General features: G+C 36.9%; 24 protein-coding genes. 16 read left to right on the forward strand and 8 right to left on the reverse strand.

What is annotated here, in order from left to right:
* The first annotated feature begins 169 nt into the window (after positions 1–169).
* The 8 genes from BM084_RS06115 (at position 170) to BM084_RS06145 (ending at position 7,456) form a co-directional block, all read left to right on the forward strand.
* On the forward strand, positions 170–1,342 hold the full coding sequence (locus tag BM084_RS06115) for an MFS transporter (RefSeq protein ID WP_075327516.1): 1,173 nt from the start codon (positions 170–172) through the stop codon (positions 1,340–1,342).
* A gap of 112 nt (positions 1,343–1,454) precedes the next feature.
* On the forward strand, positions 1,455–2,687 hold the full coding sequence (gene lysA, locus BM084_RS06120; protein ID WP_075327517.1) for a diaminopimelate decarboxylase: 1,233 nt from the start codon (positions 1,455–1,457) through the stop codon (positions 2,685–2,687).
* Positions 2,688–2,690: 3 nt separating this feature from the next.
* Positions 2,691–3,062: a hypothetical protein gene (locus BM084_RS06125; protein ID WP_075327518.1), complete on the forward strand. Its 372-nt coding sequence runs from the start codon at positions 2,691–2,693 to the stop codon at positions 3,060–3,062.
* Positions 3,063–3,089: 27 nt separating this feature from the next.
* Positions 3,090–3,626 carry a 2'-5' RNA ligase family protein gene (locus BM084_RS06130; protein WP_093303650.1) on the forward strand — a complete coding sequence of 179 codons (537 nt, stop codon included), beginning with the start codon at positions 3,090–3,092 and terminating at the stop codon, positions 3,624–3,626.
* A gap of 75 nt (positions 3,627–3,701) precedes the next feature.
* Positions 3,702–3,842 carry a hypothetical protein gene (locus BM084_RS19140; RefSeq protein ID WP_156858155.1) on the forward strand — a complete coding sequence of 47 codons (141 nt, stop codon included), beginning with the start codon at positions 3,702–3,704 and terminating at the stop codon, positions 3,840–3,842.
* A gap of 725 nt (positions 3,843–4,567) precedes the next feature.
* The gene (locus BM084_RS06135) at positions 4,568–5,575 is read left to right on the forward strand and encodes a TlpA disulfide reductase family protein (protein WP_093303652.1); all 1,008 of its coding nucleotides are present in this window, start codon (positions 4,568–4,570) and stop codon (positions 5,573–5,575) included.
* Positions 5,576–5,733: 158 nt separating this feature from the next.
* A complete protein-coding gene (locus BM084_RS06140) occupies positions 5,734–6,126 on the forward strand; it encodes a hypothetical protein (protein ID WP_075327521.1) in 393 nt (130 codons plus the stop codon).
* 52 nt (positions 6,127–6,178) lie between these two features.
* Complete coding sequence (locus BM084_RS06145) at positions 6,179–7,456, forward strand: hypothetical protein (RefSeq protein ID WP_093303655.1); 1,278 nt, start codon at positions 6,179–6,181, stop codon at positions 7,454–7,456.
* A gap of 501 nt (positions 7,457–7,957) precedes the next feature.
* On the opposite strand, the gene BM084_RS06150 is transcribed toward BM084_RS06145, so the two are convergent.
* From BM084_RS06150 to BM084_RS06165, 4 genes are all read right to left on the reverse strand, one after another.
* Entirely contained in the window at positions 7,958–8,719 is a 762-nt protein-coding gene (locus BM084_RS06150) for a hypothetical protein (RefSeq protein WP_093303658.1), read from the reverse strand.
* 40 nt (positions 8,720–8,759) lie between these two features.
* A complete protein-coding gene (locus BM084_RS06155; RefSeq protein ID WP_245764345.1) occupies positions 8,760–9,668 on the reverse strand; it encodes a L,D-transpeptidase in 909 nt (302 codons plus the stop codon).
* 436 nt (positions 9,669–10,104) lie between these two features.
* A complete protein-coding gene (yaaA, locus tag BM084_RS06160; RefSeq protein WP_075327524.1) occupies positions 10,105–10,866 on the reverse strand; it encodes a peroxide stress protein YaaA in 762 nt (253 codons plus the stop codon).
* Positions 10,867–11,011: 145 nt separating this feature from the next.
* Positions 11,012–11,503: a CIA30 family protein gene (locus BM084_RS06165; protein WP_245764346.1), complete on the reverse strand. Its 492-nt coding sequence runs from the start codon at positions 11,501–11,503 to the stop codon at positions 11,012–11,014.
* A gap of 227 nt (positions 11,504–11,730) precedes the next feature.
* Between BM084_RS06165 and BM084_RS06170 the strand changes: the two genes are divergently transcribed.
* The 6 genes from BM084_RS06170 to BM084_RS06195 all read left to right on the forward strand — a co-directional run bounded on the left by BM084_RS06170 (position 11,731) and on the right by BM084_RS06195 (position 18,367).
* On the forward strand, positions 11,731–12,117 hold the full coding sequence (locus BM084_RS06170) for a (deoxy)nucleoside triphosphate pyrophosphohydrolase (RefSeq protein WP_075328011.1): 387 nt from the start codon (positions 11,731–11,733) through the stop codon (positions 12,115–12,117).
* On the forward strand, positions 12,114–15,257 hold the full coding sequence (locus tag BM084_RS06175) for a DEAD/DEAH box helicase (protein WP_093303663.1): 3,144 nt from the start codon (positions 12,114–12,116) through the stop codon (positions 15,255–15,257). Before BM084_RS06170 ends, BM084_RS06175 begins: the two co-directional genes overlap by 4 nt.
* A 1-nt stretch (position 15,258) precedes the next feature.
* Complete coding sequence (locus BM084_RS06180) at positions 15,259–16,239, forward strand: HNH endonuclease (protein WP_075327527.1); 981 nt, start codon at positions 15,259–15,261, stop codon at positions 16,237–16,239.
* Between the two features lie 400 nt (positions 16,240–16,639).
* Complete coding sequence (locus BM084_RS06185; RefSeq protein ID WP_093303666.1) at positions 16,640–16,936, forward strand: TIGR03643 family protein; 297 nt, start codon at positions 16,640–16,642, stop codon at positions 16,934–16,936.
* 93 nt (positions 16,937–17,029) lie between these two features.
* Positions 17,030–17,278, forward strand: coding sequence for a hypothetical protein (locus BM084_RS06190; protein ID WP_075327529.1), 249 nt, complete (start codon positions 17,030–17,032; stop codon positions 17,276–17,278).
* A 360-nt stretch (positions 17,279–17,638) separates the two neighbouring features.
* Positions 17,639–18,367, forward strand: a complete 729-nt coding sequence (locus BM084_RS06195) for an SDR family oxidoreductase (protein ID WP_093303669.1) — start codon at positions 17,639–17,641, stop codon at positions 18,365–18,367.
* 122 nt (positions 18,368–18,489) lie between these two features.
* On the opposite strand, the gene BM084_RS06200 is transcribed toward BM084_RS06195, so the two are convergent.
* Genes BM084_RS06200 through BM084_RS06215 form a run of 4 tightly spaced genes read right to left on the reverse strand, consistent with a single transcriptional unit; the run spans position 18,490 to position 20,697 of the window.
* Positions 18,490–18,774, reverse strand: coding sequence for a type II toxin-antitoxin system RelE/ParE family toxin (locus tag BM084_RS06200; RefSeq protein ID WP_075327531.1), 285 nt, complete (start codon positions 18,772–18,774; stop codon positions 18,490–18,492).
* Positions 18,764–18,997: a hypothetical protein gene (locus tag BM084_RS06205; protein WP_093303672.1), complete on the reverse strand. Its 234-nt coding sequence runs from the start codon at positions 18,995–18,997 to the stop codon at positions 18,764–18,766. The genes BM084_RS06200 and BM084_RS06205 overlap by 11 nt, the downstream gene beginning before the upstream one ends.
* Before the next feature lie 36 nt (positions 18,998–19,033).
* A complete protein-coding gene (locus BM084_RS06210) occupies positions 19,034–20,080 on the reverse strand; it encodes an RluA family pseudouridine synthase (RefSeq protein WP_075327533.1) in 1,047 nt (348 codons plus the stop codon).
* Complete coding sequence (locus tag BM084_RS06215; protein WP_075327534.1) at positions 20,080–20,697, reverse strand: PASTA domain-containing protein; 618 nt, start codon at positions 20,695–20,697, stop codon at positions 20,080–20,082. Before BM084_RS06215 ends, BM084_RS06210 begins: the two co-directional genes overlap by 1 nt.
* Before the next feature lie 178 nt (positions 20,698–20,875).
* Here BM084_RS06215 and BM084_RS06220 point away from each other — a divergent pair, with 178 nt between their 5' ends.
* Both BM084_RS06220 and coaD read left to right on the forward strand, forming a co-directional pair.
* Positions 20,876–21,850 (forward strand): D-alanine--D-alanine ligase, encoded by a 975-nt coding sequence (locus BM084_RS06220; protein WP_093303674.1) that lies wholly within the window; start codon positions 20,876–20,878, stop codon positions 21,848–21,850.
* Between the two features lie 553 nt (positions 21,851–22,403).
* Complete coding sequence (coaD, locus tag BM084_RS06225; protein WP_093303677.1) at positions 22,404–22,856, forward strand: pantetheine-phosphate adenylyltransferase; 453 nt, start codon at positions 22,404–22,406, stop codon at positions 22,854–22,856.
* Positions 22,857–22,921: the final 65 nt, after the last annotated feature.

Raw genomic sequence — 22,921 nt, forward strand, 5'->3', positions numbered from 1 at the left:
ATCTAAAGCCAGAAGAAAATTTAGCATTTCCTTAAGGTTTACAAATTTTTAAAATGCCCGTCATTACTGCGATTTCCCCACTATAAGCTTATCGTAATTTTTTGATGAAATTATGCATTATTAAGTTTATCCCTTTTAATTTTGCCCTTTGCTAAAAATTAACCTTAGAATGAATAAAGCACTTGTGGCACTGGCTATTGGGGGATTCGGCATTGGATTGACCGAATTCGTAATTATGGGAATTCTTCCCGATGTAGCTTCGGCATTAGAGATCAGTATTCCACAGGCCGGGCATTTTATCTCTGCTTACGCCTTGGGTGTAGTAGTTGGAGCGCCCTTGCTTACTGCCTTTGGCGGGAAATGGCCGGCGCATAAAACCCTGCTCCTTCTTATGGTTTGGTTCACGGTATTTAATTCGCTTTCAGCTTTTGCCAATTCTTACGAGCTGTTATTGGTTTCCCGTTTTTTATCGGGTTTACCACACGGAGCTTTTTTTGGAATTGGCGCGGTGGTTGCCGGCCAGCTGGCCAAACCCGGGAAATCGGCACAAGCTATTGCCATTATGTTTACCGGCCTAACGCTGGCCAACGTATTTGGCGTTCCGCTGGGAACTTTTTTGGGCCACAATTATAGTTGGAATGTTTCTTTTATCTTGGTGGGAATTGTGGGTTTACTGGCAATTGCCAGTGTAAAATTCTGGATGCCCGTACTTCCAAAATCTTCTTCTGAAGGTATTAGAAAAGATTTAAATGTGCTAAAACGTGGGGAACTTTGGATGGTGGTTTTACTTACCACTATTGGTACTGGCGGTTTTTTTGCCTGGTACAGTTATATAGCACCTTTAATAACTGAAGTAGCGGGACACCCCGAAGGGTTCGTTAGTTATGTTATGATTCTTGCCGGTGTGGGAATGGTAATAGGAAACCTTATTGGCGCTAAGCTTGCCGAGAAATTTTCTCCTATTTATGCGGTGATCATGAGTATGGTTTTAATGGTGTTTGCCTTAATTACCAATGCTTACGTTGCCGAGAATCAAATTGCAATTTTGATTATGACCTTCCTTATTGCTACTATCGCTTTTTGCCTCTCCACACCTATTCAAATGGTGATGATCAATTCAGCAAAAGGCTCGGAGAGCTTGGGCTCTTCTATGAACCAGAGCGCATTTAATATGGGAAATGCCTCCGGTGCCTATTTTGCCGGTTTGCCAATTGCTTTTGGTTATGGCTTCACCTCTGCATCTTTGGTCGGCGCAGTTATGGCGGGTCTCGGCGTTTTTATCGCCCTGGCGATTATTCTTATTAGAAAACGAAAAGAAAGCGCTGTAGCCACCGCGAGTTAAAGTATCTACTCTTTAAATATTAACAATTTCGGGGAATTCGTTATTTTTGAGACTTGCACTTGTGGGAGTTGAAATTTCTCCTGTTTTTTGCCACTTAAATTTTTCAATTGTTATGACCAATCAAGATCTTCTCGCTGTAGCCAAAGAATTTGGAAGCCCTGTTTACGTTTATGATGCCGAAAAAATTGCTTTTCAGTTTAACCGACTTAAAAATGCGTTTTCTGAAATTAAAGATTTACGTATTCATTATGCGGTAAAAGCGCTTTCTAATATTTCTATCCTGAAATATTTAAATTCCTTAGGAAGTGGTATGGACACAGTGTCGGTACAGGAAGTGAAGCTTGCTTTGAAAGCCGGGGTTGCTCCAAAAGATATTATTTATACGCCAAACGGAGTTTCTTTAGAAGAAATTGAACAGGTGGTACGATTGGGAGTGCAAATTAATATAGACAATCTATCTATCCTTGAACAGTTTGGAGCCAAACATCCAGAAGTACCGGTTTGTATTCGTATAAATCCGCATATTTTGGCCGGCGGAAATTCTAAAATTTCAGTAGGCCACGTAGATTCTAAATTCGGAATTTCTATTCACCAAATGCCACTTTTGCTGCGTATTGTTGAAAATACCGGGATGAATATTAACGGGATTCATATGCACACCGGTAGTGATATTCTTGATATTGAAGTTTTCTTACGCGCTTCAGAAATTCTTTTTGATTCGGCTAAAAACTTTAAAAACCTTGAATTTCTTGATTTTGGGAGCGGATTTAAAGTGCCTTACCGTGAAAATGATATTGAAACCGATATTGAAGAGTTAGGTGAAAAACTAACCGAACGTTTTAAGAATTTCTGCAAAGAATACGGGCGCGAACTTACTTTAGTTTTTGAACCAGGAAAATTTTTAGTGAGTGAGGCCGGGAAATTCCTTGCTAAAGTGAACGTGATAAAGCAAACCACTTCTACGGTTTTCGCCGGGGTAGACACCGGATTTAATCATTTAATTCGCCCAATGTTTTACGGGTCTCATCACGATATTAAAAATGTATCTAACCCCGAAGGTAAATTCAGGTTTTACTCGGTGGTAGGCTATATTTGCGAAACCGATACTTTTGCCAATAACCGCCGAATTGCTGAAATTACCGAAGGAGATATCCTGGCTTTTAGCAATGCCGGGGCCTACTCATTTTCAATGGCCAGTAATTTTAATTCACGTTACCGCCCGCCAGAAGTTTTATGGTATAAAGGTAAAGGCCATTTAATAAGGGAGCGCGAAACTTTTGAGGATTTGCTAAGGCATCAAAAAGTTATGGATTTCACCCCGAAAACTGCAAAAGCTTCTAAATAATTTATGGAAACAGTTTTTAAAAACAAATGGTTTTATAGGCTGCTCATTATTTATATTTTCCTAATACTTATTTGGAATACTTATATGGTTATTTCCGGTAATTACCTCGGCTTAATTGCGGTAGTTATAGAATTAACGCTGCTATATTTGCTATTTAACAAACACCGACTTGCAAAAATGGCCATCCACTTTTGGGCAATTATAATGATGGTTGGCCCCGGGCTTTCAATTATAGGAAAGCTCATAAAAATCGCTACGGGAGATGATTTAAATTTTATGGTAGATAGTCTTGTACAAAATTTACTATTATTCACTTTTGGTTTATTAATCTATTATTTTAATAAGAAAACGGTTTTTGTAAGAGGAAGAAAATAAAATTAACTCTCGAAAATTCAATCTGAAATGCCTTTATATTTTCTCGCTATAATTCCCCCGAAAGAAATTTGTAAGCGAGTAAAATCTCTAAAGCAGGAAATTGCTGAAAAATATAAAGCTAAACATGCGTTGAAACTGCCCGCGCATATTACCCTTCAAATTCCATTTCAGCTTTCTGAATCAGAAGAAAATATACTTATTGGTTTCCTGGAAATTTTTGCTGAGAATCAAAAAAGCTTACGGGTAGATTTAAAAGATTTTGGCAGGTTTAACCAAAAAGTGATTTTTATAAATATTGAAGATCACGAGCCAATAAAAATTCTTCACACCGAATTACAAAAAGTAATCGCAGCAAATTTGCAGTTAAAGAAACACGAGAAATTTTCTAAAATTCATCCGCATATTACGCTTGCCTCTCGAGATCTTCATTACAAACAATTTCCTGATGCCTGGGCAGATTTTAAAAAACGTGAGTTTCAGGCTTCCTTTATCGCGAAATCATTTACACTGCTAAAACACGATGGAAAACAGTGGCATCGCCATTGTGAATTTAAATTGGAATAAACCCTATAATCCAAAGCTTTTTAAGGTTTACTGTAACATTTTAATATTTTCATCTACTTATCACTAAAGGCAGGTATGGAAAATAATAAAACTAACAGAAAACATAATTATACTTTCTTAGAAATCCTGGGAATAATAGCTCTCATAATTATTGCAATCTACTTCCTGGATTTCACCATAGAAGCGGCTTTAGAAGGCTGGAATAACCCGGTTTAACAAATATTCCTTAATCTTTTTTTCATTTTATCTACATCAAAAAAGCTATTTAATCTAATCTTACATTACCACTAATTTTTTAACCAAAAACCATATAAAATCCTCCGGAAAAAATATAAATTTGGCAAAAAGCTTAGAATTTCCTTATATTTACCGCTAGTTTTACAAAAATCGAGTTATTTAAAACCGATTTTTCGAAAGATATTGCTTCCTCAATTCATAAGAATTTCTTCAGGAAAGCATCACTAAAAAATATCTATCGAAATACTAAAAAACCTTAATCATGAAAGATCGAATCAATATTTTAAAATTAGTAGGAATTATTTTCACTGCGTTTATGCTGGTTGTATTTTTAGACCAGGCTTTAGAAGTTATTGTTCTTGGTTAAGCTCCTTAAAATTTTTCCCTGTGAATACAGCTAGATTAGTCGGCCTTTTTCTTATACTCGTAGGGCTCTTTTGGAGCTCCTACTTTGCATTTTATAATTTAAATTTCTTTGCCGGCGCTTTAACCGGTCTAGGAGTTCCGTTTCTACTCACGGGAAAATTCAAGTTTTGGAAGTGGAAATTTCCCGAGTCTAAATAATAGGAATTACTTTAATAGAATATACCTCTTTCTGTACCGCTGCGATTAAAGCAAACTATCGCGGCAGATTCAATGCCCTATTTTTATTTGAATTTTTAATCGATATTTTCACTAAATTAATTTCCAAAACCTAATAAATCATGCGGTTAACCTCTCTCCTTTTGGCGCTTGCATTAGGCCTATTTTCTGGTACGGCTCAGGAATCCTCTTTTTCTTTAACCGGTAAAACAAATGATATAAAAGATGGCAGCTGGCTTTATTTTCGGGATTTGGTAAATGGAGCTACGTTGGATTCCGCAAAAGTTCAAAATAATAGCTTTAAATTCGAAACTAAACTTTCCGAACCCAGAATGTGGGTAATGCTGCATACTAAAGATCGTTCTAAATTCAAAGAATTATGGTTGCAGGACAAACCTATGCGTTTTGATGCAAGCAATACCGATTTCCAGGATGCCGAAGTTACCGGCTCTATTTCTCAGGAATTAGTTGACGAAATAAAAACAGTTTATGAAGATTATGATAAAATTAGTGAAGCCGAACTTAGAAAACGCCAGGAAGAATTTATAAAAAACAATCCCAACGCCTTGATTAGTGCCCGGATGCTTTATGAAGTCTCAGGAAAATGGGGACAGGAAACTACGGCTCATTATTTTGATCTTTTTCCTGAAGAAATTCAGGAAAGCGCTTTGGGAAAGCGAATCCTTAGTATTTTAAATAATGACAACATCCCCCAACCTGGCGAAAAATATGTAGATTTTGAATTACCTACACCCACTGGGGAAACACGAAAATTTTCAGCTTTAACAGGTAAAGTAACCCTTTTACAATTTTGGGCTTCTACCTGCGAACCCAGTAAAATGCAAAACCGCGAGCTAAAAAAATTATATCGAAAATATAAGTCAGACGGACTCGAAATTGTAGCGGTTTCCCGTGATACTTCACAAACCGATTGGATTAAATCTATAGAAAAAGACAATTTAAAATGGCAACACCTTAGCGCTTTGGAAGGCTGGGAAGGTCCGGTTTTTACCAACTACGGAATAAAGCGCACCCCTTCCAATTATCTTATAAATACCAACGGTCGCGTGGTCGGTGTCAATTTAAGAGATAAGGAGTTAAAAGAAAACATTAAAAAATTATTGAAATAATGAGGTTTTTTTATTAATTTCATTAAAATTACCCCCTAATTTTTCCGCAACTTAACCATAATTTATTTGAATTTCCTTTTATCTAATTTCAAAGTGCCTCTTAATAGGCATTGATCTTGATATTAGCACTATTCAAATATTATTTTAAACGTTAAGTTGTGACCATATATTATCCACAAAAAAGACTGAAGTATAAACTGCTTTACGGCATCGTATCGGTAATTATTGGTACTATCGCTTTTATAATCGATTCAGCACCTATTTTTATATATCCCTGGTTAATCCTGGGCTTTTTAGAAATTGGTACTTGGTACTACGAAAACAAATATCACTACCTCCAAATAAATAATAATATCCTTACTAAAAATTCACTCTTTCCTAAGAGTATAGATCTCACCAAACTTAGCGCAATTAGAAAATATAAAAATAGTTTTATACTGGAATCGGAAGATCAAAATATTAAAATTCATAAAGGTTTGATCGCTTCCCATTCCCTTAATCAGCTTAACAATCTTTTAAATGAAATTCCGCTAAAGCCTCAGCAAATTTGAATGCTTATCCTCGTTTTTATTGCTATTTTTAAATCGCAATAAATTATAGAAAATGAAAAAGCTGCTTTGGCTGGTTTTAATACTTCTTATTGGTTTTATAGGACTTATTTATTTTTCGGTTTTAGGTACCGATAAGGAATTTGAAACCGCAACAATAGAAGATTTTAAAGATATTGAAGATATAGATTTCCGTGCGCACGACTCCGTTACAGTCGCTGCAAGCAGTTTATATAAAATCAATCCGCTTAAAAATATTATGCAGGGAGAAAATTACCGCGAAGCCTGGGCCACTCCCGTAAAAGTTCCTGTACTTTTTCTCGATACACTTTACGGCGGAATGAAAATCGTAAAAGAAGGTGGTGGTACCCAAACCCATTCCCTTCGTTTAAAGGATAATGAGGGTTTTCTTTATTCCCTGCGCAGTGTAAATAAAGATCCATCTACCCACGTTCCCCAGTTTGCCCGAAGCCTTGGGTTGGAAAATATTGTGATAGATGCAATTTCGGCCTCGCACCCATACGGCGCAATTCTCGCCGCTGCACTTTCAGAAAAAGCTAATGTTTTACACACCCATCCCAAAGTGGTTTTTGTTCCAAAACAGGATTTTCTAGGCGAAAAATATAACGAGAAATACGGCAATAGATTGTTCCTTTTAGAATATGAAACCGAAGGAGAAAAGAACTGGACCGGTTATAAAAATGTAGCTGAAATTCTTGACACCAAGAACATGCAGGAATTAAAAAATGAACATCCTGAAAAAGTTTCGATAGATAGAAATGCATTGGTGAGGGCTCGATTATTTGATATGCTTATTGGCGATTGGGACAGGCACGCCAAGCAGTGGGGCTGGGTAATTCAGGAAGAAAATAATTCTTTTAAAGCCTTTCCCGTGGCCGGTGACAGGGATAATGCTTTTTTCAATTTAGAGGGCGTTATTCCCGGAATAATTTCGAATGAGAATATTGAACCGGAAGTTCGGCCATTTGAAAAGGAAATAGATTATATGCCGGGATTGGTTTATCCTAACGATGTTTATTTCCTTACTGATACTCCTGAAGAAATCTTTACCTCGGAAGCAAAAAAATTACAGGAATTAATGACTGATAAAGCTATTGCCGATGCTTTTAAAATTTGGCCCAGGGAAATCTACGAATTAGACGGAAAAGAGATTGCTGAAAAGATTAAATCCCGCCGTGAAAATTTAGTAGCATACGCCAAAGAATTCCACCGAATAATCGCTGAAAAAGAATTACTGAACAAACCCCTTAAAGGTTCTGAAGATGCAAAAATAAGCCCGGCTTTAATTAAATGTTTTGAATGTAAAAATTAAGTGGGCAGTTGGCAGCTTTCAGTTTATTGTTTGGAGTTTTGAGTTTCCGTCTTTGTGAGAACTGCGATTGCAGGACACGGTAATCTGTACTTGATTTATTGTTTCCGAGTTATTGTTACGCCACGAATCCACTAATAATTCTTCACTGGGCTCGGTTGTCAGTTCCCGGTTGAACCGGTTGCGGGTTTGAAAGTTTGGTGTTTATGGTTTGTAGTTGTTGCGAGTTTTGGGATATTTCAGAGTCTTTGGTCTTGCTTCTTTTATCCCGACTCTTTTCTCTTATTCCGTCCGGTCGTCAGTTCGAATGGCGATATTTGAGCAAAAGCGAAAATAACGCTGTATCGAGAACTCATAGAAGTTCTGCTCTTCTCGATACTTCCTCCTACCGTCTCGAAGGGACGGAAGGAAACCCAATCAAAAGATCGCCGGCTTCGTTTCTTGCCCGCATTGACGAAGTAATAGCACCTGCCAACTCAGAACCGAGAACCGAGAACCGAGAACTTAATTAATAATAATATTCGTTTTATCTACACCGGTATTGCCTGTCACGGGATCAAAAGCGTAGATCGTGATGGTATAGTAGCCTTTTTCTAAATTTGTATTTGCAGTAAAGGTACTGGGTTTATTGGTTGGGTTTAAGCTGACTTCTTTAATTTCACTTCCTTCTGAAGTTATGATCGCTTTTACTTCATATTGATTGGCATCCCACACACCATCTTCGGTAACGGGGCAACCACACATCATAATAATGTTGGCTTTTAGATTAATTCCATTAGAAGCTTTAATGCGTTCGTGAGTTTGTGGCGATAATATATCTACCACAAATCCCGGGATTTCCAGTACTACCCCCTCACCGGTAATATCTTTCCCAGGAATAACCCATAGTTGGGTGCTAGAAATTACTTTGGCCTGTTTTTTATTAACCGGTGCGTGGGCCTCTACATCTACGAACGTAGGTTCTTTTATATTTAATTTAGCTTCAAATCCCGCTGTAGTTTCATCGGTGAGTTTATCGTAGCGCTTTTTGGGAGTTTGCAAAATTAATTTGGTGTTTCCTGTACTCCCTGAGGTTAAACCCTGGTCCAGGATTTCTCGCGTTTCAGCATTTCTAAGAATAATTTTAGCGCCGCCAATAGAACTTCCTATAAATTTCGCATCTTTTGCCAGTGCCCTAACCATAACCGTAGTTTCCTGGGCCACCAGGCTTCCGAAGCAAAATAAAAATGCACAAAATAAAACTGGAATCGAAAATCTTAATTTCATAAAAACGAATTTCTGACTAAAATACAAAATCTAAAAGCATCTAAAGCACAATATCCTGGTCGCTTAAGTCTTCAAATTTAAAGTTTAAAGGATCGTTTTTATAACGCTGGGCATAAACTTTTAGCGTATCTATCTCAGCCTTGTTTAAGTCATTACTTCGCCCGTTTTCTGCAAGTTTAAACCAGGGTTGAATATCATTATAATCATATTCACCTATCACCATAAATGGGGTTCCATTTTGTACAATCACATCACTTTTTAATTCCCACATATTGGCCCAATCGTAAATCATTTTTGCATCTTCCCGGTACATCCTAACGCAGCCGTGGCTGGCAGGATATCCCGGGAGCGTATATTCGTGTGTCCCAATTCCTTCAAAATTCATAAAATTAAAATAATAAGGCATAATCCAGGATTGGTCTATGGTACTTATTTTTCGCTTGGCTTTATAATTGCCGTAGTATAAACCCGAAGGTGTGCCTGTGCTTTGCTTCCCGGTACTCACCGGACCCCAATGCAATAAATTCCCATTTTCGTAAAGTGCAAAAGCCTGGATTCGTTTTGAAATTATCACGGTTTTTTCTATTGAATCTAATGGCTTCATTAGTTTCGGAAAAGGTGCATAGACATTCAAATCCTTTACCAAAGAATCGGGAATTATTAGTTTGGCACCGGGTTTAACGCGATAAGCGTCAATTCGGTTTAGCGTATAGACCAACTTTACATCTTCTTCAGAAAAATCATTAAAAAGACTATCCAAATGTTCTTTATTCTGAATAGAATCTAACCGGTAAGTAGTTTTAAAAACCGGTGGTTCCATTGAAATAGTATCTAATTGCGTTGGTGGAACTTCTTTCTTGGGTTCTTGTGCATTATTATTACAGGCAGTAAAAATTAAAAGAATAATCCCAGAAAAAAGCAGGATTAATTTTGTGTATTGTTGTTTCAAAATTGGCAGATTTAGGTTGTGCGTCACGGAAATAAAACATTCCTATACGATTACGAAATTAGATCGCTAATCTTTTTTCAGCTGCCAAGGAAGCGTTAATAATTTGTTGGGAGATTGGTAAAAGTTGTTCAGTTTTCGGTTGTGAGTGGTCAGTTGTGAGTTATCGGTTTTGAGTTTTCAAAAAATATCCTGATTTCTGAAACTTTATTATTTTCTCTCTTCTCTTACCTTTAACTTTTCGCTTAACTTTTAAACACAAAGCACTTTTCGATACTTCCGACTCTCGTCGGAAACTCAAAGTGACTAGGAATTGTAACTACAGATCGCCACGCTCGTTCCGAACTCGCGATGACGAATACAAGAATTGCTTAAAAACCGAGAACTCAAGAACCCTAACCACTGCCCACTGAGACTGCTTACTGAAAACTGAAAAGAACTAACGAATAAAAACCGGTTCGTTCTCTTTCTCCGTATGTTCTTCACTAAAACGGTAATCCATATAATCAAAACTTTTTAGCTCTTCCATGGTATTTACGTCTTTATCGATAATATAACGTACCATTGCCCCGCGCGCTTTTTTTGCGAAGAAACTGATGATCTTTAATTTTCCGTTCTTGAAATCTTTAAATACAGGTGAGATCACCTCAGCTTTTAGTTTTTTAGTGTCAACAGCTTTAAAATACTCGTTGCTGGCCAGGTTGATAAAAAGTTCGCCTTCCTTCATTTCATCATTCAGGAGTTTAGTAACTTTTGATTGCCAAACTTCATAAAGATTATTCTTACGCTCAATACCTACAGAAGTTCCCATCTCTAGCCGATAAGGCTGCATAAGATCCAGCGGTTTTAGCACGCCATAAAGTCCCGAAAGGATTCGTAAAATATCCTGAAGGCGGTCCAGTTTATCGGTGGGGATGGTATAGGCATCCAGGCCGGTGTAAACATCTCCGTTAAACGCATACATCGCCGGGCGGGAATTCTTTTTGTTGTGTTCTTCCTCAAAAGCCTGGTAGCGGGTATAATTAAGATCGGCCAACTTATCGCTGATTCCCATTAATTTTGAAATCTCATTTTTTGTCATTCTCGCCATCTTGCGATTAAGCTTCACCGTGGTTTCTAAAAAAGCAGGCTGAGTGCCGCGGGTAGTAGGTAATTTAGATTCGTAATCCAGGCTTTTGGCCGGGGAAACAACAATTTTCATAGGTAAGTAGTTTTACTTCAAAGATAAGTGAAAGCATAGCAATTAGGAAAACTGCCTATTATTAGTTTTTTATAGAAAGATAGTTAAGACTTATTGGCGCTGAAAAACGATAAATTAATTCGGAAAATCTTTTTCAGCGAGATACTTACTCCAACTCTATTTTATCAATTTCCAGCCTAAAATCTTCTGCTTTTTTATTCCCGATTGAAAAGCGAATTTCCTGAATACTCTCTGCAGAAAAATTAGGAAGATCAAGTTTTCTACCACGAAAAACCGGTTCCATTTCCTTTAGCGGAACTTCAATTGTTTGCCATTCTCCCGTGGTTTTGAAGGTGTAGATATAAGAAGCTCTATCCTGTAAATTGGCCTTCATTCTAAATTGATAAGATTTCCCGTCTCCTTTCAGCAAGATCAGCGCTTTTTTATAGCCTTTAATATTTTTAGATGGAAAATGATACTGCACCGAAGCAAAACCACCGTTGTTTTCCAACGAAACATGGCCAGTAAAAATAGCATTGCCAGACTCACTGCGTTCCAGCCTGGCAGTGGAGTTTCCCCCCATTACTACATCGTTTTCTACTTCCCAGGCACTCCAGTTAGAGGTAACGCTAAAATCGAAAAGAAGTAATTTACTCATAACCAAGAATATTAATATTAAGAAGAATTGCTGCTGAAACATTTTTTGTTTTAAAGTTAGGGGAATTCTTTTGGTAAATCCGGGATTTTAAGAAGAGATAGTTATGAGTATTTTGAGTTAATAAAATTTTATCGGTTTATGGAAAACCTTTTTTGGTTTCTAAATTAAATGTTAAATTGAGCTTTATAATTTTCTTTATTGAATTAGTTTCTAATAAAATCCCTTTAATGATAAAAGTTGCTTGTGCTATTATAGAACATGAGGGTAAAGTATTGTGTGCGCAAAGAAGCAGTAAAATGCATTTACCAAACAAATGGGAGTTTCCTGGTGGAAAAGTAAAAGAAGAAACTCTTGAAGAGTGTCTCACACGAGAAATTATAGAAGAATTAGGAGTAGAAATTAAAGTTTTGGAACAATTACCCTCCAACGAACATAGCTATCCTGAATCAAAGAAAATTCAATTGATACCTTTCCGATGTTCTTTGCAGACTTTCAAAATTATGCTTTTAGAACATTCGCAAGTAGAATGGTTTCCTATTGAAAAATTAAAATCTTTAGATTGGGCTGAAGCAGATATTCCAATTGTTAATTATTATATCAATAAGTATAAATGAGTTTTGAAACAGGCCTTTACGAGCAGCTAATAACTAAATTAGTTTCCAATAAACTCGAAAATGTAGATTTACAGAAATTCCACATTAGCGAAACACCTTTAGATAAGGAAGAAGCTTCTCAATATTTGAGTACTTATTTGAGTGAAAACATCAAATTTGCGTTGGAGGAAATCAAAGATAAAGACCGTCCTTTAAAACAAATTGAATTATCGAATAAAATTATAAATCTTTTAGTAGAAGAGCTCAAGAGTGCAGAATTCTCTGAAAATTTAATTGAAAACGAAGGAAAGATTTTACAGGCTGTTTTTTCTAAACTAGATTTTCCATATTCAAATTTGAAGGCCAGGCTGAAGGAAATTACTCCTTACACTCGGTTAAGTCAAAGCGAACTATTTACCGGAAACAATGTTGGAATTTCCTTGGAGAGTGAAATTAAAAAAGAAATTCTTTCTGCCGATGAAATATGCTGGCTAGTTTCTTTTATTAAATTTTCTGGAATTCGAATATTTAAAAAGGAACTAGAAGAATTTACCAAAAGCGGTAAAAAATTAAAGATTATTACCACTTCTTATATGGGTGCCACAGATGTAAAAGCTGTGGAATACCTCTCATCGCTTGCAAATACTGAAATAAAAGTTTCCTATAATTCAGAACACGAAAGGCTGCACGCAAAAGCTTATTTATTTTTACGAAATTCAGGTTTTCATACTGGCTATATTGGTTCTTCTAATCTTTCTCGTTCAGCTTTAACTAATGGCCTGGAATGGAACCTTAAAGTTACCACCCAAGAAATAGGTCATATTATAGATAAGTTTCAAAAAACTTTTGAAACTTATTGGGAAGATCCTGAATTCGAATTTTATAAAAAAGGCACACATAGAGAAAAGCTAAGCACTGCTCTTAAAAGACAGAGTTCATATAATACAAGTCAAATTACCACTTTCTTCGAACTAAAACCATATTCTTACCAAGAAGAAATTTTATCTAAATTACAGGCAGAAAGAGAAATTCACAATCGAAATAAAAATTTATTAGTTGCAGCTACGGGAACAGGAAAGACCGTTATTTCTGCTTTTGATTTTAAGAAATTTAAGAACAAAAATCCAAACTCAAAATTTTTATTCGTTGCGCATCGTAAAGAAATTTTGATGCAGGCACGTTCCACCTTTCAGCACGTTCTATGCGATGCTAATTTCGGTGAACTTTGGGTAGATGGGAATGAACCAGAAAAGTATGATGAGCTATTCGCGTCTGTTCAAACACTGCACAGTAGATTGAAAATGCTAGATTTAGCAGAGGATTTTTTCAACTACATAATTATAGATGAGGTTCATCACATTAAAGCTGACAGCTATCGTCCAATTTTAAAAAGATTTAATCCAAAAATTCTCTTAGGTCTAACCGCAACTCCAGAAAGAATGGATGGTGGTGACATAGCAGAAGATTTTCATAATAGAATTGCTGCGGAAATAAGACTACCTGAAGCCCTAAACAGGAAGCTTCTTAGTCCTTTCCAGTATTTTGCACTTTCCGATTCCGTTGATCTTTCCAGCGTTCAATGGCGAGGTAAATACGAAGTAAAGGAGCTTACTAAACTTTATACTGAAAATGATCGGCGATTAGCTGACATTATAAAGAATTGTGAAGAATATTTAACCGACATTAATGATGTTCAAGCTCTTGGGTTTTGTGTAAGTCAGGAACACGCCAAATATATGGCTGAGAAATTTGTTCTTTCTGGTTTAAAAGCAGATTATATCGTTAGCGGAAATAGCGGCTCAAGAGATTTGGTTAGAAACAAACTCATTAAAAAAGAAATTAATTATCTATTTGTGGTCGATATATTCAACGAAGGTGTTGATATCCCAAATATTGATACAGTTCTTTTCTTAAGGCCAACTGAGAGTTTGACAATTTTCTTACAACAGCTAGGGCGTGGATTACGCTTAGCTGAAGATAAAGATTGCTTAACGGTACTTGATTTTGTAGGAAATGCTAGGCCAGAGTATGATTTTGAGCATAAGTTTAGAGCGCTTGTTGGTAAAACTCATACATCTATAATCACAGAGATCGAGGATGAATTTCCACATCTTCCATTAGGATGCTCAATTGTACTAGAGAAAAAAGCTAAAGAAGTAATTCTGCGAAATATTAGGGAGGCTACTGAATTTAGAAGACCTCAACTTCTTCAGAAAATTCAAAGATTCAAACATCACTCGACACTCCCGCTTACGTTACATAATTTTTTAGAGTTTCACCACTTAGATATCCGACAGGTCTATAAAAAAGGAAGTTGGAAAAGATTATGTGCAGATGCTAAAGTAATTCCAGATTTTAATGAACCTCAAGAGAAAGAATTAACTGCTTGCCTGCAAAGAAAGCTTATTCACGCCAATTCTCTTACTTACTTGAAATTCATTAAAAAATTGATTTCGGAAAATATAAATCTTGATTTGTTAAACAAAGAGGAAGAGGTTATGCTTCTAATGTTTCATTACGACGTTTGGAAAGAAACTGGTACCAATTTAGGCTTCTCAAATGTTAGAGAAAGTATTCGTTCTCTTCTGAAAAATAAAAATATGCTTCGTGAAATGCAGGAGTTCATAGAATACCAAATTGAAAAAATTGAATTTGTAGAAAAAGATATAGATTTGGAATTCGATTTCCCTTTAAAACTTCATAGTAGATATAATAGAGAAGAAATTTTAGTAGCATTAGGTTTGAGTAGCTTTAAGAAGAAATCATCAAACCGGGAAGGAGTAGCTCAAAATAAAGATTTGAATATAGAAGCGCTCTTTGTAACACTTAAAAAAACTGAAAAAGAATATTCCCCTACCACAATGTATGAAGATTATGCATTGAATAAGAGATTATTCCACTGGCAATCGCAAAACAGTACTGCTCCAGATTCTCCAAAAGGCGAGTCCTATATTAAGCACCGGGATAAAGGAAAAAAAATACTCTTATTTGTTAGAGAACAGAACGTGGATGAATATGGGTTTACAATGTCTTATACCTTTTTAGGTGAAGCAGATTTCGTGAAATCGAAAGGCGCTAAACCAATGAACGTTAAATGGAAACTTCATGAAGAAATGCCTTCTTATATTTTAAAAGAAAGTCAGAAATTGGCAGTAGGATAATATGTCTGAAGAAATTATTTATAAATATTCGAACTATTTTAAAAAACTAAACCGTGGTTTCAGCGAAAATCTAGGTAGAGCTCCTCATAAACCAATTCTTCTTCTCGCCATAATTCAGCTAATTGCTAAAGGAGTGATTAAATCAAACAGAATATTTATTATCTCCGAAATTATTCTAGCTTTTAAGCAAAATTGGGAAGAACTTGTACAAACTGGTCATTCTCGAAATTTCTCTTTACCATTTTTTCATATGAGATCAGAGCCATTCTGGCATCTAGTTCCTAAACCGGGAAAAGATATCGTAACCACAAGTTCTAAAAGTATCAAAAGCTTTAATAATTTAAATGAATCAATTGCCTTTGCTGAGATAGATAAGGATTTATTTTTCTTACTTCAGCTTCCAGAAAACCAATTGTGGTTCGAGCAGCTTTTAATTGAAGCTTTTTTTCCTGATTTCAGAAATAATTACTTGAGACAAGACAATTATTATGAAGAAAATAAAATTAAAAACGAGATACTAAATGAGCCCAAAGAATATTATCAGAATCATATTGCCGAATTAAGGGAAACTTTGGAGCAGAGCGATTTTGAAGAAGAAATTTTCGTGCGAGGTGGAATGTTTAAAAAAACTATACCCAAAATTTACGATTACACCTGTTGTATTTCGGGTTTAAAAATAAATTCTACTCAAAATGTACAAATGGTAGATGCCTGCCATATTTATCCTTTCAGTATTTCGAATGATGATACAGTCACGAATGGTATTGCATTATCACCAACACTTCATCGGGCCTTCGATCGTGGTCTAGTAACAATTAATTCAGATTTCTTAGTTAGAATTTCACCAACAATAGAGGATGAAAACTCAAGCTTCCCACTGTCAGCTTTTGAAGGAAAGCAAATTTTATTACCAGAAAATGAAAATTGGTTTCCATCACCGGAAGCTTTAAAATGGCATAATAGGGAAGTTTTCATATTATAAATTCATAATCAACATTTTTTTTGCGTTAGGGATTGCAGTGGAAATCCTTTTTGGGAGAAACGAGCAAACTACCCCAGAGCAAGAACCTGAAATATTTAAAAAAACTTCAATTTCAAGACAAACCATAAATCATTAAATCTCGATTATCGAGCAAAAAGATTGTAGCGTAAAGCCCGACCCGCCAGGGAAACGCCCAAATAATTTTTATTCTGCTTCAATTTATTGATTTCTATAAAATTGCTTTCTTTTTTACAAAACCTTCACCAATGTTCAAGCTTTCAAAGTCTTCTATTTTCTTAAATTTGAAATAAGCAATTTCGGGGTAGGCCGGCAAGGCTTAAAAAAATTGATTTCGAGGAGAACCCGGAATGAATTTTAAAACCTCACTTATCGAGTAAAAATGAGCATCGCTGAAAAGTTTGAATTAGATGAGCGGCAGCAGGACCGGGTGATTGCTATGGCCTGGGAAGACCGTACGCCATTTGAAGCTATTGAATACCAGTTTGGACTTACCGAAAAAGAGGTGATTAAGTTTATGCAAGAGCAAATGCACCCGCGCAACTGGAGAAAATGGCGCGCCAGGGTACAGGGTAGAAAGACCAAACACGCAAAATTAAGGGATATGGAGATCTCCAGGTTTAAGTCTGCCGCACAACGCCAAATTACCGGGAATCGCATTTCAAAAAAGAAATATTAAGGATTTGAAACACTCTGGAAATCAATTAATTTCTTCTTAAACTTAATTTTAACACAACTTTTCCTTATCTTATACTTCCAAAAAACTCAAAAAATGGAAGGTTCCCGTAAACATCCCAAGCTTGTTAAAGCCTTTAGCGGTAGTTTTCTTTGGCGAAATACCGGAGGAATTATTATAGATTATAACGGGCGTTTGCTTAATTCGGCGAATTACCAATACAAGACTTCTGGAGGGAAATTCATAAAAATAAGATTTAAGAAAAAACTGAATTCGGCTAAAAAACTACCAAAATTTAACTGCGCGTGGAAAATGATGACGAATGTAAATTGTTCGTTGAATTGAGATTAGCGTTTATATATTTAATTCTTTTGCAGATTTAAGAAACAACCTAGACCCTGAGACAAGCTCAGGGTGACGATCTCACGATATGATGTCCCTAAGCTTCGGGATATTTCAGGAGCTAGAATGATGATTAATCTATACCTATTAGAACCCCCGATCAAGAATTGGGCGCAGGCTCTGACAATCTGATGGAATTAAAATTACTTAGACCCCGAAACAAGTTCGGGGTGATGGGGGAACCCTTAATCCTGGATTCCTAATTAAAGATCTTACTCGTTAAATTCCTGTTATTTCAAACTTCTTTAACGCCTTAAACTTCTAATTCCTCCCAACTTGCAAACCAACCAATAAACAAACAACATGAATTTGAATAATAAAGTAGCCGTAGTAACCGGCGCAAGTAGCGGAATTGGAAAATCTATTGCCGAAGAACTTTCTAAAAAAGGCTGTAAAGTAGCCTTAGCCAGCCGTAGCCTGGATAAATTGAAAGATATAGGAAAAGGCCTTAGCGATAGTTTTGAAGTGGAAATGGACGTTACCAGCGATAAAAGTGTGACTGAAGCTTTTGAGAAAATATACGATAGATTTGGAAAGATAGATATTCTGGTAAATTCGGCAGGAGTGATGCCCCTTACCTACCTTAAAAACCGCAAGCTAGAAGACTGGCTACAAACTATTGAAGTTAATGTAAAAGGAACGCTACGTGGTATCCACGCTGCGCTTCCAACAATGAAAAAGCAAAAAAGCGGACATATAATTAATATAGCCTCGGTAGATGGAAAAGAGATTTTTGAAGGCGGCGCTGTATATGGTGCTTCTAAGGCTGCAGTGATAGAACTTTCCCGCGCCATGCGAATGGAACTTTCTCCCGACTTTAATATTCGAGTAACTTCTATTGAACCGGGAACTGTAGAAACACGGCTTAGGGAAGACATTAGCGATGAAGAATTACTGGAAGACAAGGATTATGGCAACGGCGAACCTAAATTAGCTCCCCAAAATATTGCCGATGCGGTTCTTTACGCCACTACCCAACCCGATAGTGTGAATGTAAACGAGTTGCTTATAAAACCTACCGGAAAGAGCTAGAAAGCAGTAGTTTTTAAAATTGAAAAATATATTTGAACAGGAACCCCTCCGGCCTGCGGCCACCTCCCCTTAAAAATAAAGGGGGGGGGGGGGGGGAACTTTTGGGTTGTTTTTAAAACAATTTATTGAGAGAAATCTTCGTGTTTTAGAAGAGCGAAAACCAGAATCATTTTATTTTCAGAATCTATCCTGAAAATGATTACATATCCTTTGAAAATCATTTCTCGAATATTTTCATTTTCAAAATAAATTGATGGACGAAAAGAGTATGGGTAATCTGAAATTTTTCGAATTTCAGACAATAAGTCGGTTTTAAATTTTCTAGCCGCTGCGGGTTTATCTTTTGCAATATATCTTACCTGACGTTCAAGTTTAGTCCTGAATTTTGAAGATAATTTAATCTTCATATTCACTTATAACCTTTTCCAAATAGCTGTCATATTCTTCGAGATCCATTAAATCGGAATTCCCTTCTTCAATTGCTTCCAGCTCCTTTTGAAGATTTGCTTTTTGCTTTTCAAAATCTGAATCAGGGATAATTTCGAGTTCATTTTTATCGAACTTTTCCAAAAACTCCATTAAGTCTTTATAGGCTTCTCTAGTACTAACTTTTAGGTGTATGTTTTCCATTTCAACAAGCTTTCTTATAAAGTTAACGAAAAAACCTTACAAAACCTCTTTCTGGTTTTTGGCGTAGTTACGCCATTTTTCAATACAAGCCTGGATATCTTCAGGGATTTCTGTATTGAAACTCATTGCTTCGCCGGTTTTTGGGTGGATAAACCCAAGGGTTTTGGCGTGTAGTGCCTGGCGGGGCAAAATCTTAAAACAGTTATCTACAAATTGCTTGTATTTACTAAAAGTAGTTCCTTTTAAAATCTTTTCACCACCATAGCGCTCGTCGTTAAACAGTGTATGCCCAATGTGTTTCATATGCACCCTAATTTGGTGCGTTCTTCCGGTTTCGAGCTGGCAGGAAACCAAAGTTACATAACCAAAGCGCTCTAAAACTTTATAATGGGTTACTGCGGGTTTTCCTTTTTCGGCTTCATCACCTTCATAAACCGTGTTTTGTAAACGGTTTTTAGGATGACGACCAATATTGCCTTCTACCCTGCCCTCATCTTCTTCAACATTTCCCCAAACCAGGGCCACGTATTCGCGTTCGCTGGTTTTATCAAAAAACTGTTTGGAGAGGTGCGCCATTGCTTCCTCAGTCTTGGCGATAACTAAAAGTCCGCTGGTATCTTTATCAATTCTGTGCACCAAACCTGGCCGGTCGCTGGAGTTATTCGGCAGATTTTCAAAATGGTAAATCAGTGCATTTATAAGCGTGCCACTGTAATTTCCGTGACCGGGATGTACTACCATTCCTGCCGGTTTATTTACCACAAGCAAGGTATCGTCTTCATAAACAATATCTAACGGAATATTCTCTGGAGTAAGCAAAAACTCGTACGGCGGATGCTCAAACATTACCTGCACCACATCACCGGCTTTTACTTTATAATTTTGCTTAACCTTTTCTTCGTTAACGTAGATGTTTCCGGTTTTGGCGGCTTTCTGAATTTTATTCCGCGTGGCATTTTCAATAAAATTCATTAAGAATTTATCTACCCGCAACGGACTCTGGCCGGGACCGGCCTCAAATTTATGATGTTCGTATAAAGTTTCGTCCTGTTCCTCTATTTCGTGTTGCTCGTCTTCCTTCATTAAAATTCTATTTCCTCCTCTTCAGAAGTTATACTATCCTGCTCTTCTTCACCTTCCATTCTATATCTTCCCGAGCCATCGCCCAATACAAGATCAATTTTAGAAGTTTTCATCAACTCATCTCCCGGTTCCAGTTTTTTACCTTTATGTCTTAATTCCAATACCGCGTCTTCGGCAATATCGGGTTTATAACTTACGTCACCAATTTCAAAACCTAAAGATCGCAAGGTAGGTTCGGCCTGGCGACGGGTTCTCCTAATCAAATCGGGGATCATTATTTTTCGGTAACCAGACGGATTCAATGTAAGGTAAATCTTTCTGTTTTCCTTTACAAATTGTCCCGGTTCCGGTACTTGTTCTATTACAGAATATCGCGGAAAATCGGGATTAAAATTTGCCGAATCCAGGATTTCATACCTTAAATCGAGTTCAGCCAGTTGATCGTCTACCACATCTAAAGACTGTTTAGAGAGGTCTGGCACTGCAATTCGTTGATCCTGGTTGGTAGAATAATCCAACCATCTAAGAGCTAAAAAAGCGAGTACCACAATTACAATGGCAGCAATCACCAATTGAATTAAAAAGGTTTTGCTGAAAATAAATTTAAAGAATCCCATACATTTGTTTCTAAGCAGCAAAGATATAAAACCCCTGCTTTTGGTGACAGATTGTTTGTAGATTTGTTCTCACAGTTATCGGTACTGGGTTTTGAGTCCTCAGAGAGTATTCTAACCAGGCCAAATAGCTGAAAAACTGTTAACCGAAAACAGATAACTGACAACTGATAACGGAGAAATGAAGAAAAAAATTGCCATCGCCATGGGCGGCTTTTCCAGTGAATATAGAATTTCCATCAATAGTGGAAATATGGTGTATAAACATCTTAACCGCGATTTGTACGAACCATACCGCGTGCATATCTTGCAAAAAGAATGGTTTGTGGTGGCCGATGATGATACTCCCTACCCGATTAACAAAAACGATTTTACCGTAAAAATTGCCGGAAAAACAATTTCCTTCGATTGCGTTTTTAATACTATTCATGGTACACCGGGAGAAAACGGACTCTTGCAAGCTTATCTGGAATTGGTGGGAATCCCACAAACTACCTGTGGGTATTATCAGGCAGCTTTAACCTTCAATAAACGCGACCTGATAAGCGTTTTAAAACCTTATGGAATAAAAACTGCAGTTAATTATTTTCTGAATAAGGAGGACAAAGTGAATGCGGAAGAAATTATTGCGAAGGTCGGGTTGCCTTGTTTTGTTAAGGCCAATCGCGCCGGCAGTAGTTTTGGAATTACCAAGGTTAAAACCGAAGAAGAATTAGTTCCCGCTACAAAAACTGCCTTTAAAGAAGATGATGAAGTGATTATTGAATCTTTCCTGGATGGCACCGAGGTTTCTGTTGGCGTGATCACTTATAAAGGAAAAGTAAAGGCGCTTCCGGTTACCGAGATAATTTCTGAAAATGAATTCTTTGATTACGAGGCTAAATATTTAGGAAAATCACAGGAAATCACCCCGGCCAATATTTCTAAAGAAAAAACCAAACAGGTACAGGAAATCGCCAAGTTGATTTATAAAAAACTCAAAATGCGAGGCTTTACCCGCTCCGAGTTTATTTTTCATAATGGCGAGCCTCATTTTATTGAAATGAACACCACTCCCGGATTAAGCCAGGCGAGTATTCTACCTCAACAAGCCGAAGCCGCCGGAATCACGTTAACCGATCTCTACGGAAGTGCGATTGAAACGGCTTTGAAGTAGCAGCCCCCTAACCCCCAAAGGGGGAATTTTCTCGCTCTATAGGAAATCAAAGATTTCTATAAGTAAATAATTATTTTAAAGTTCCTTCCTTTCAAGTGGAGGTGCCGATAGGCGAACGTAGCGAGACATACACTCCGTGTGTGAGTGTAGAGAATCAGCAGCCTTAAAAATTTTTGAAGCCCTGGAGAAAATTTAGCTGCTGATTTGCGATTTTTTCTGCCTCCGACGACTGAAGGGAGAGGAAGGCACTGCCAAAAAACACCTCCACATAGGACGCCTTTTTTTGTTTCGTTTTTTGGGCGAGCAAAAAATGAAAAATGATAGTGAGACGTGGTAATTGTTTTGGATTAGTTTTATTTCCCTGGGAGGTTTTAATTTCTAACAAAAGATCGCCACACTCGTGCCTCCCTCACGATGACGTTCCCTGGTAATTTCCACTTCACATATTTCCTCCTTACATCAAAAAACCCGAAGTGACGGAAGAACTGGAATAAATTCATCTAAAAATGACTAAATTAGATTTCCGTTTTCAAGGGAAGACTAAATTTGATTTATGAAAAAAGCAGTATTTCCGGGGTCTTTTGATCCTATTACTTTAGGCCATACCGATATCATTGAAAGAGCACTCCCGTTATTCGATGAAATTATTTTGGCTATTGGTACCAATTCTAATAAAAAATATATGTTCTCGCTGGAGGAACGACTTCATTTTTTAAAGGAAACCTTTAAAAATGAGCCCAAAATAAGCGTAACCACTTACAAAGGACTTACCGTTGATTTCTGTAAGGAACAAAACGCGGCTTTCCTCCTACGCGGATTACGAAACGCACAGGACCTTGAATTTGAAAAAGCCATTGGGCAAACCAATTACAAAATGAGCGGGATAGACACCTTGTTTTTTATCACTTCTTCCGGAAAAAGTCATATTTCCTCTACTGTGGTTCGGGACGTGATTCGCAATAATGGCAATTATGAGTTTATGGTGCCAGATGTGGTGAGGAAATAAAGCCTACTAACCTCCTAATAAGGGAGAATCTAAGATATCAGAAAAGATCACCGCGCTCGTTCCTC

This window comes from Salegentibacter agarivorans, assembly GCF_900113135.1.
GTDB classification, from domain to species: Bacteria; Bacteroidota; Bacteroidia; order Flavobacteriales; family Flavobacteriaceae; genus Salegentibacter; species Salegentibacter agarivorans.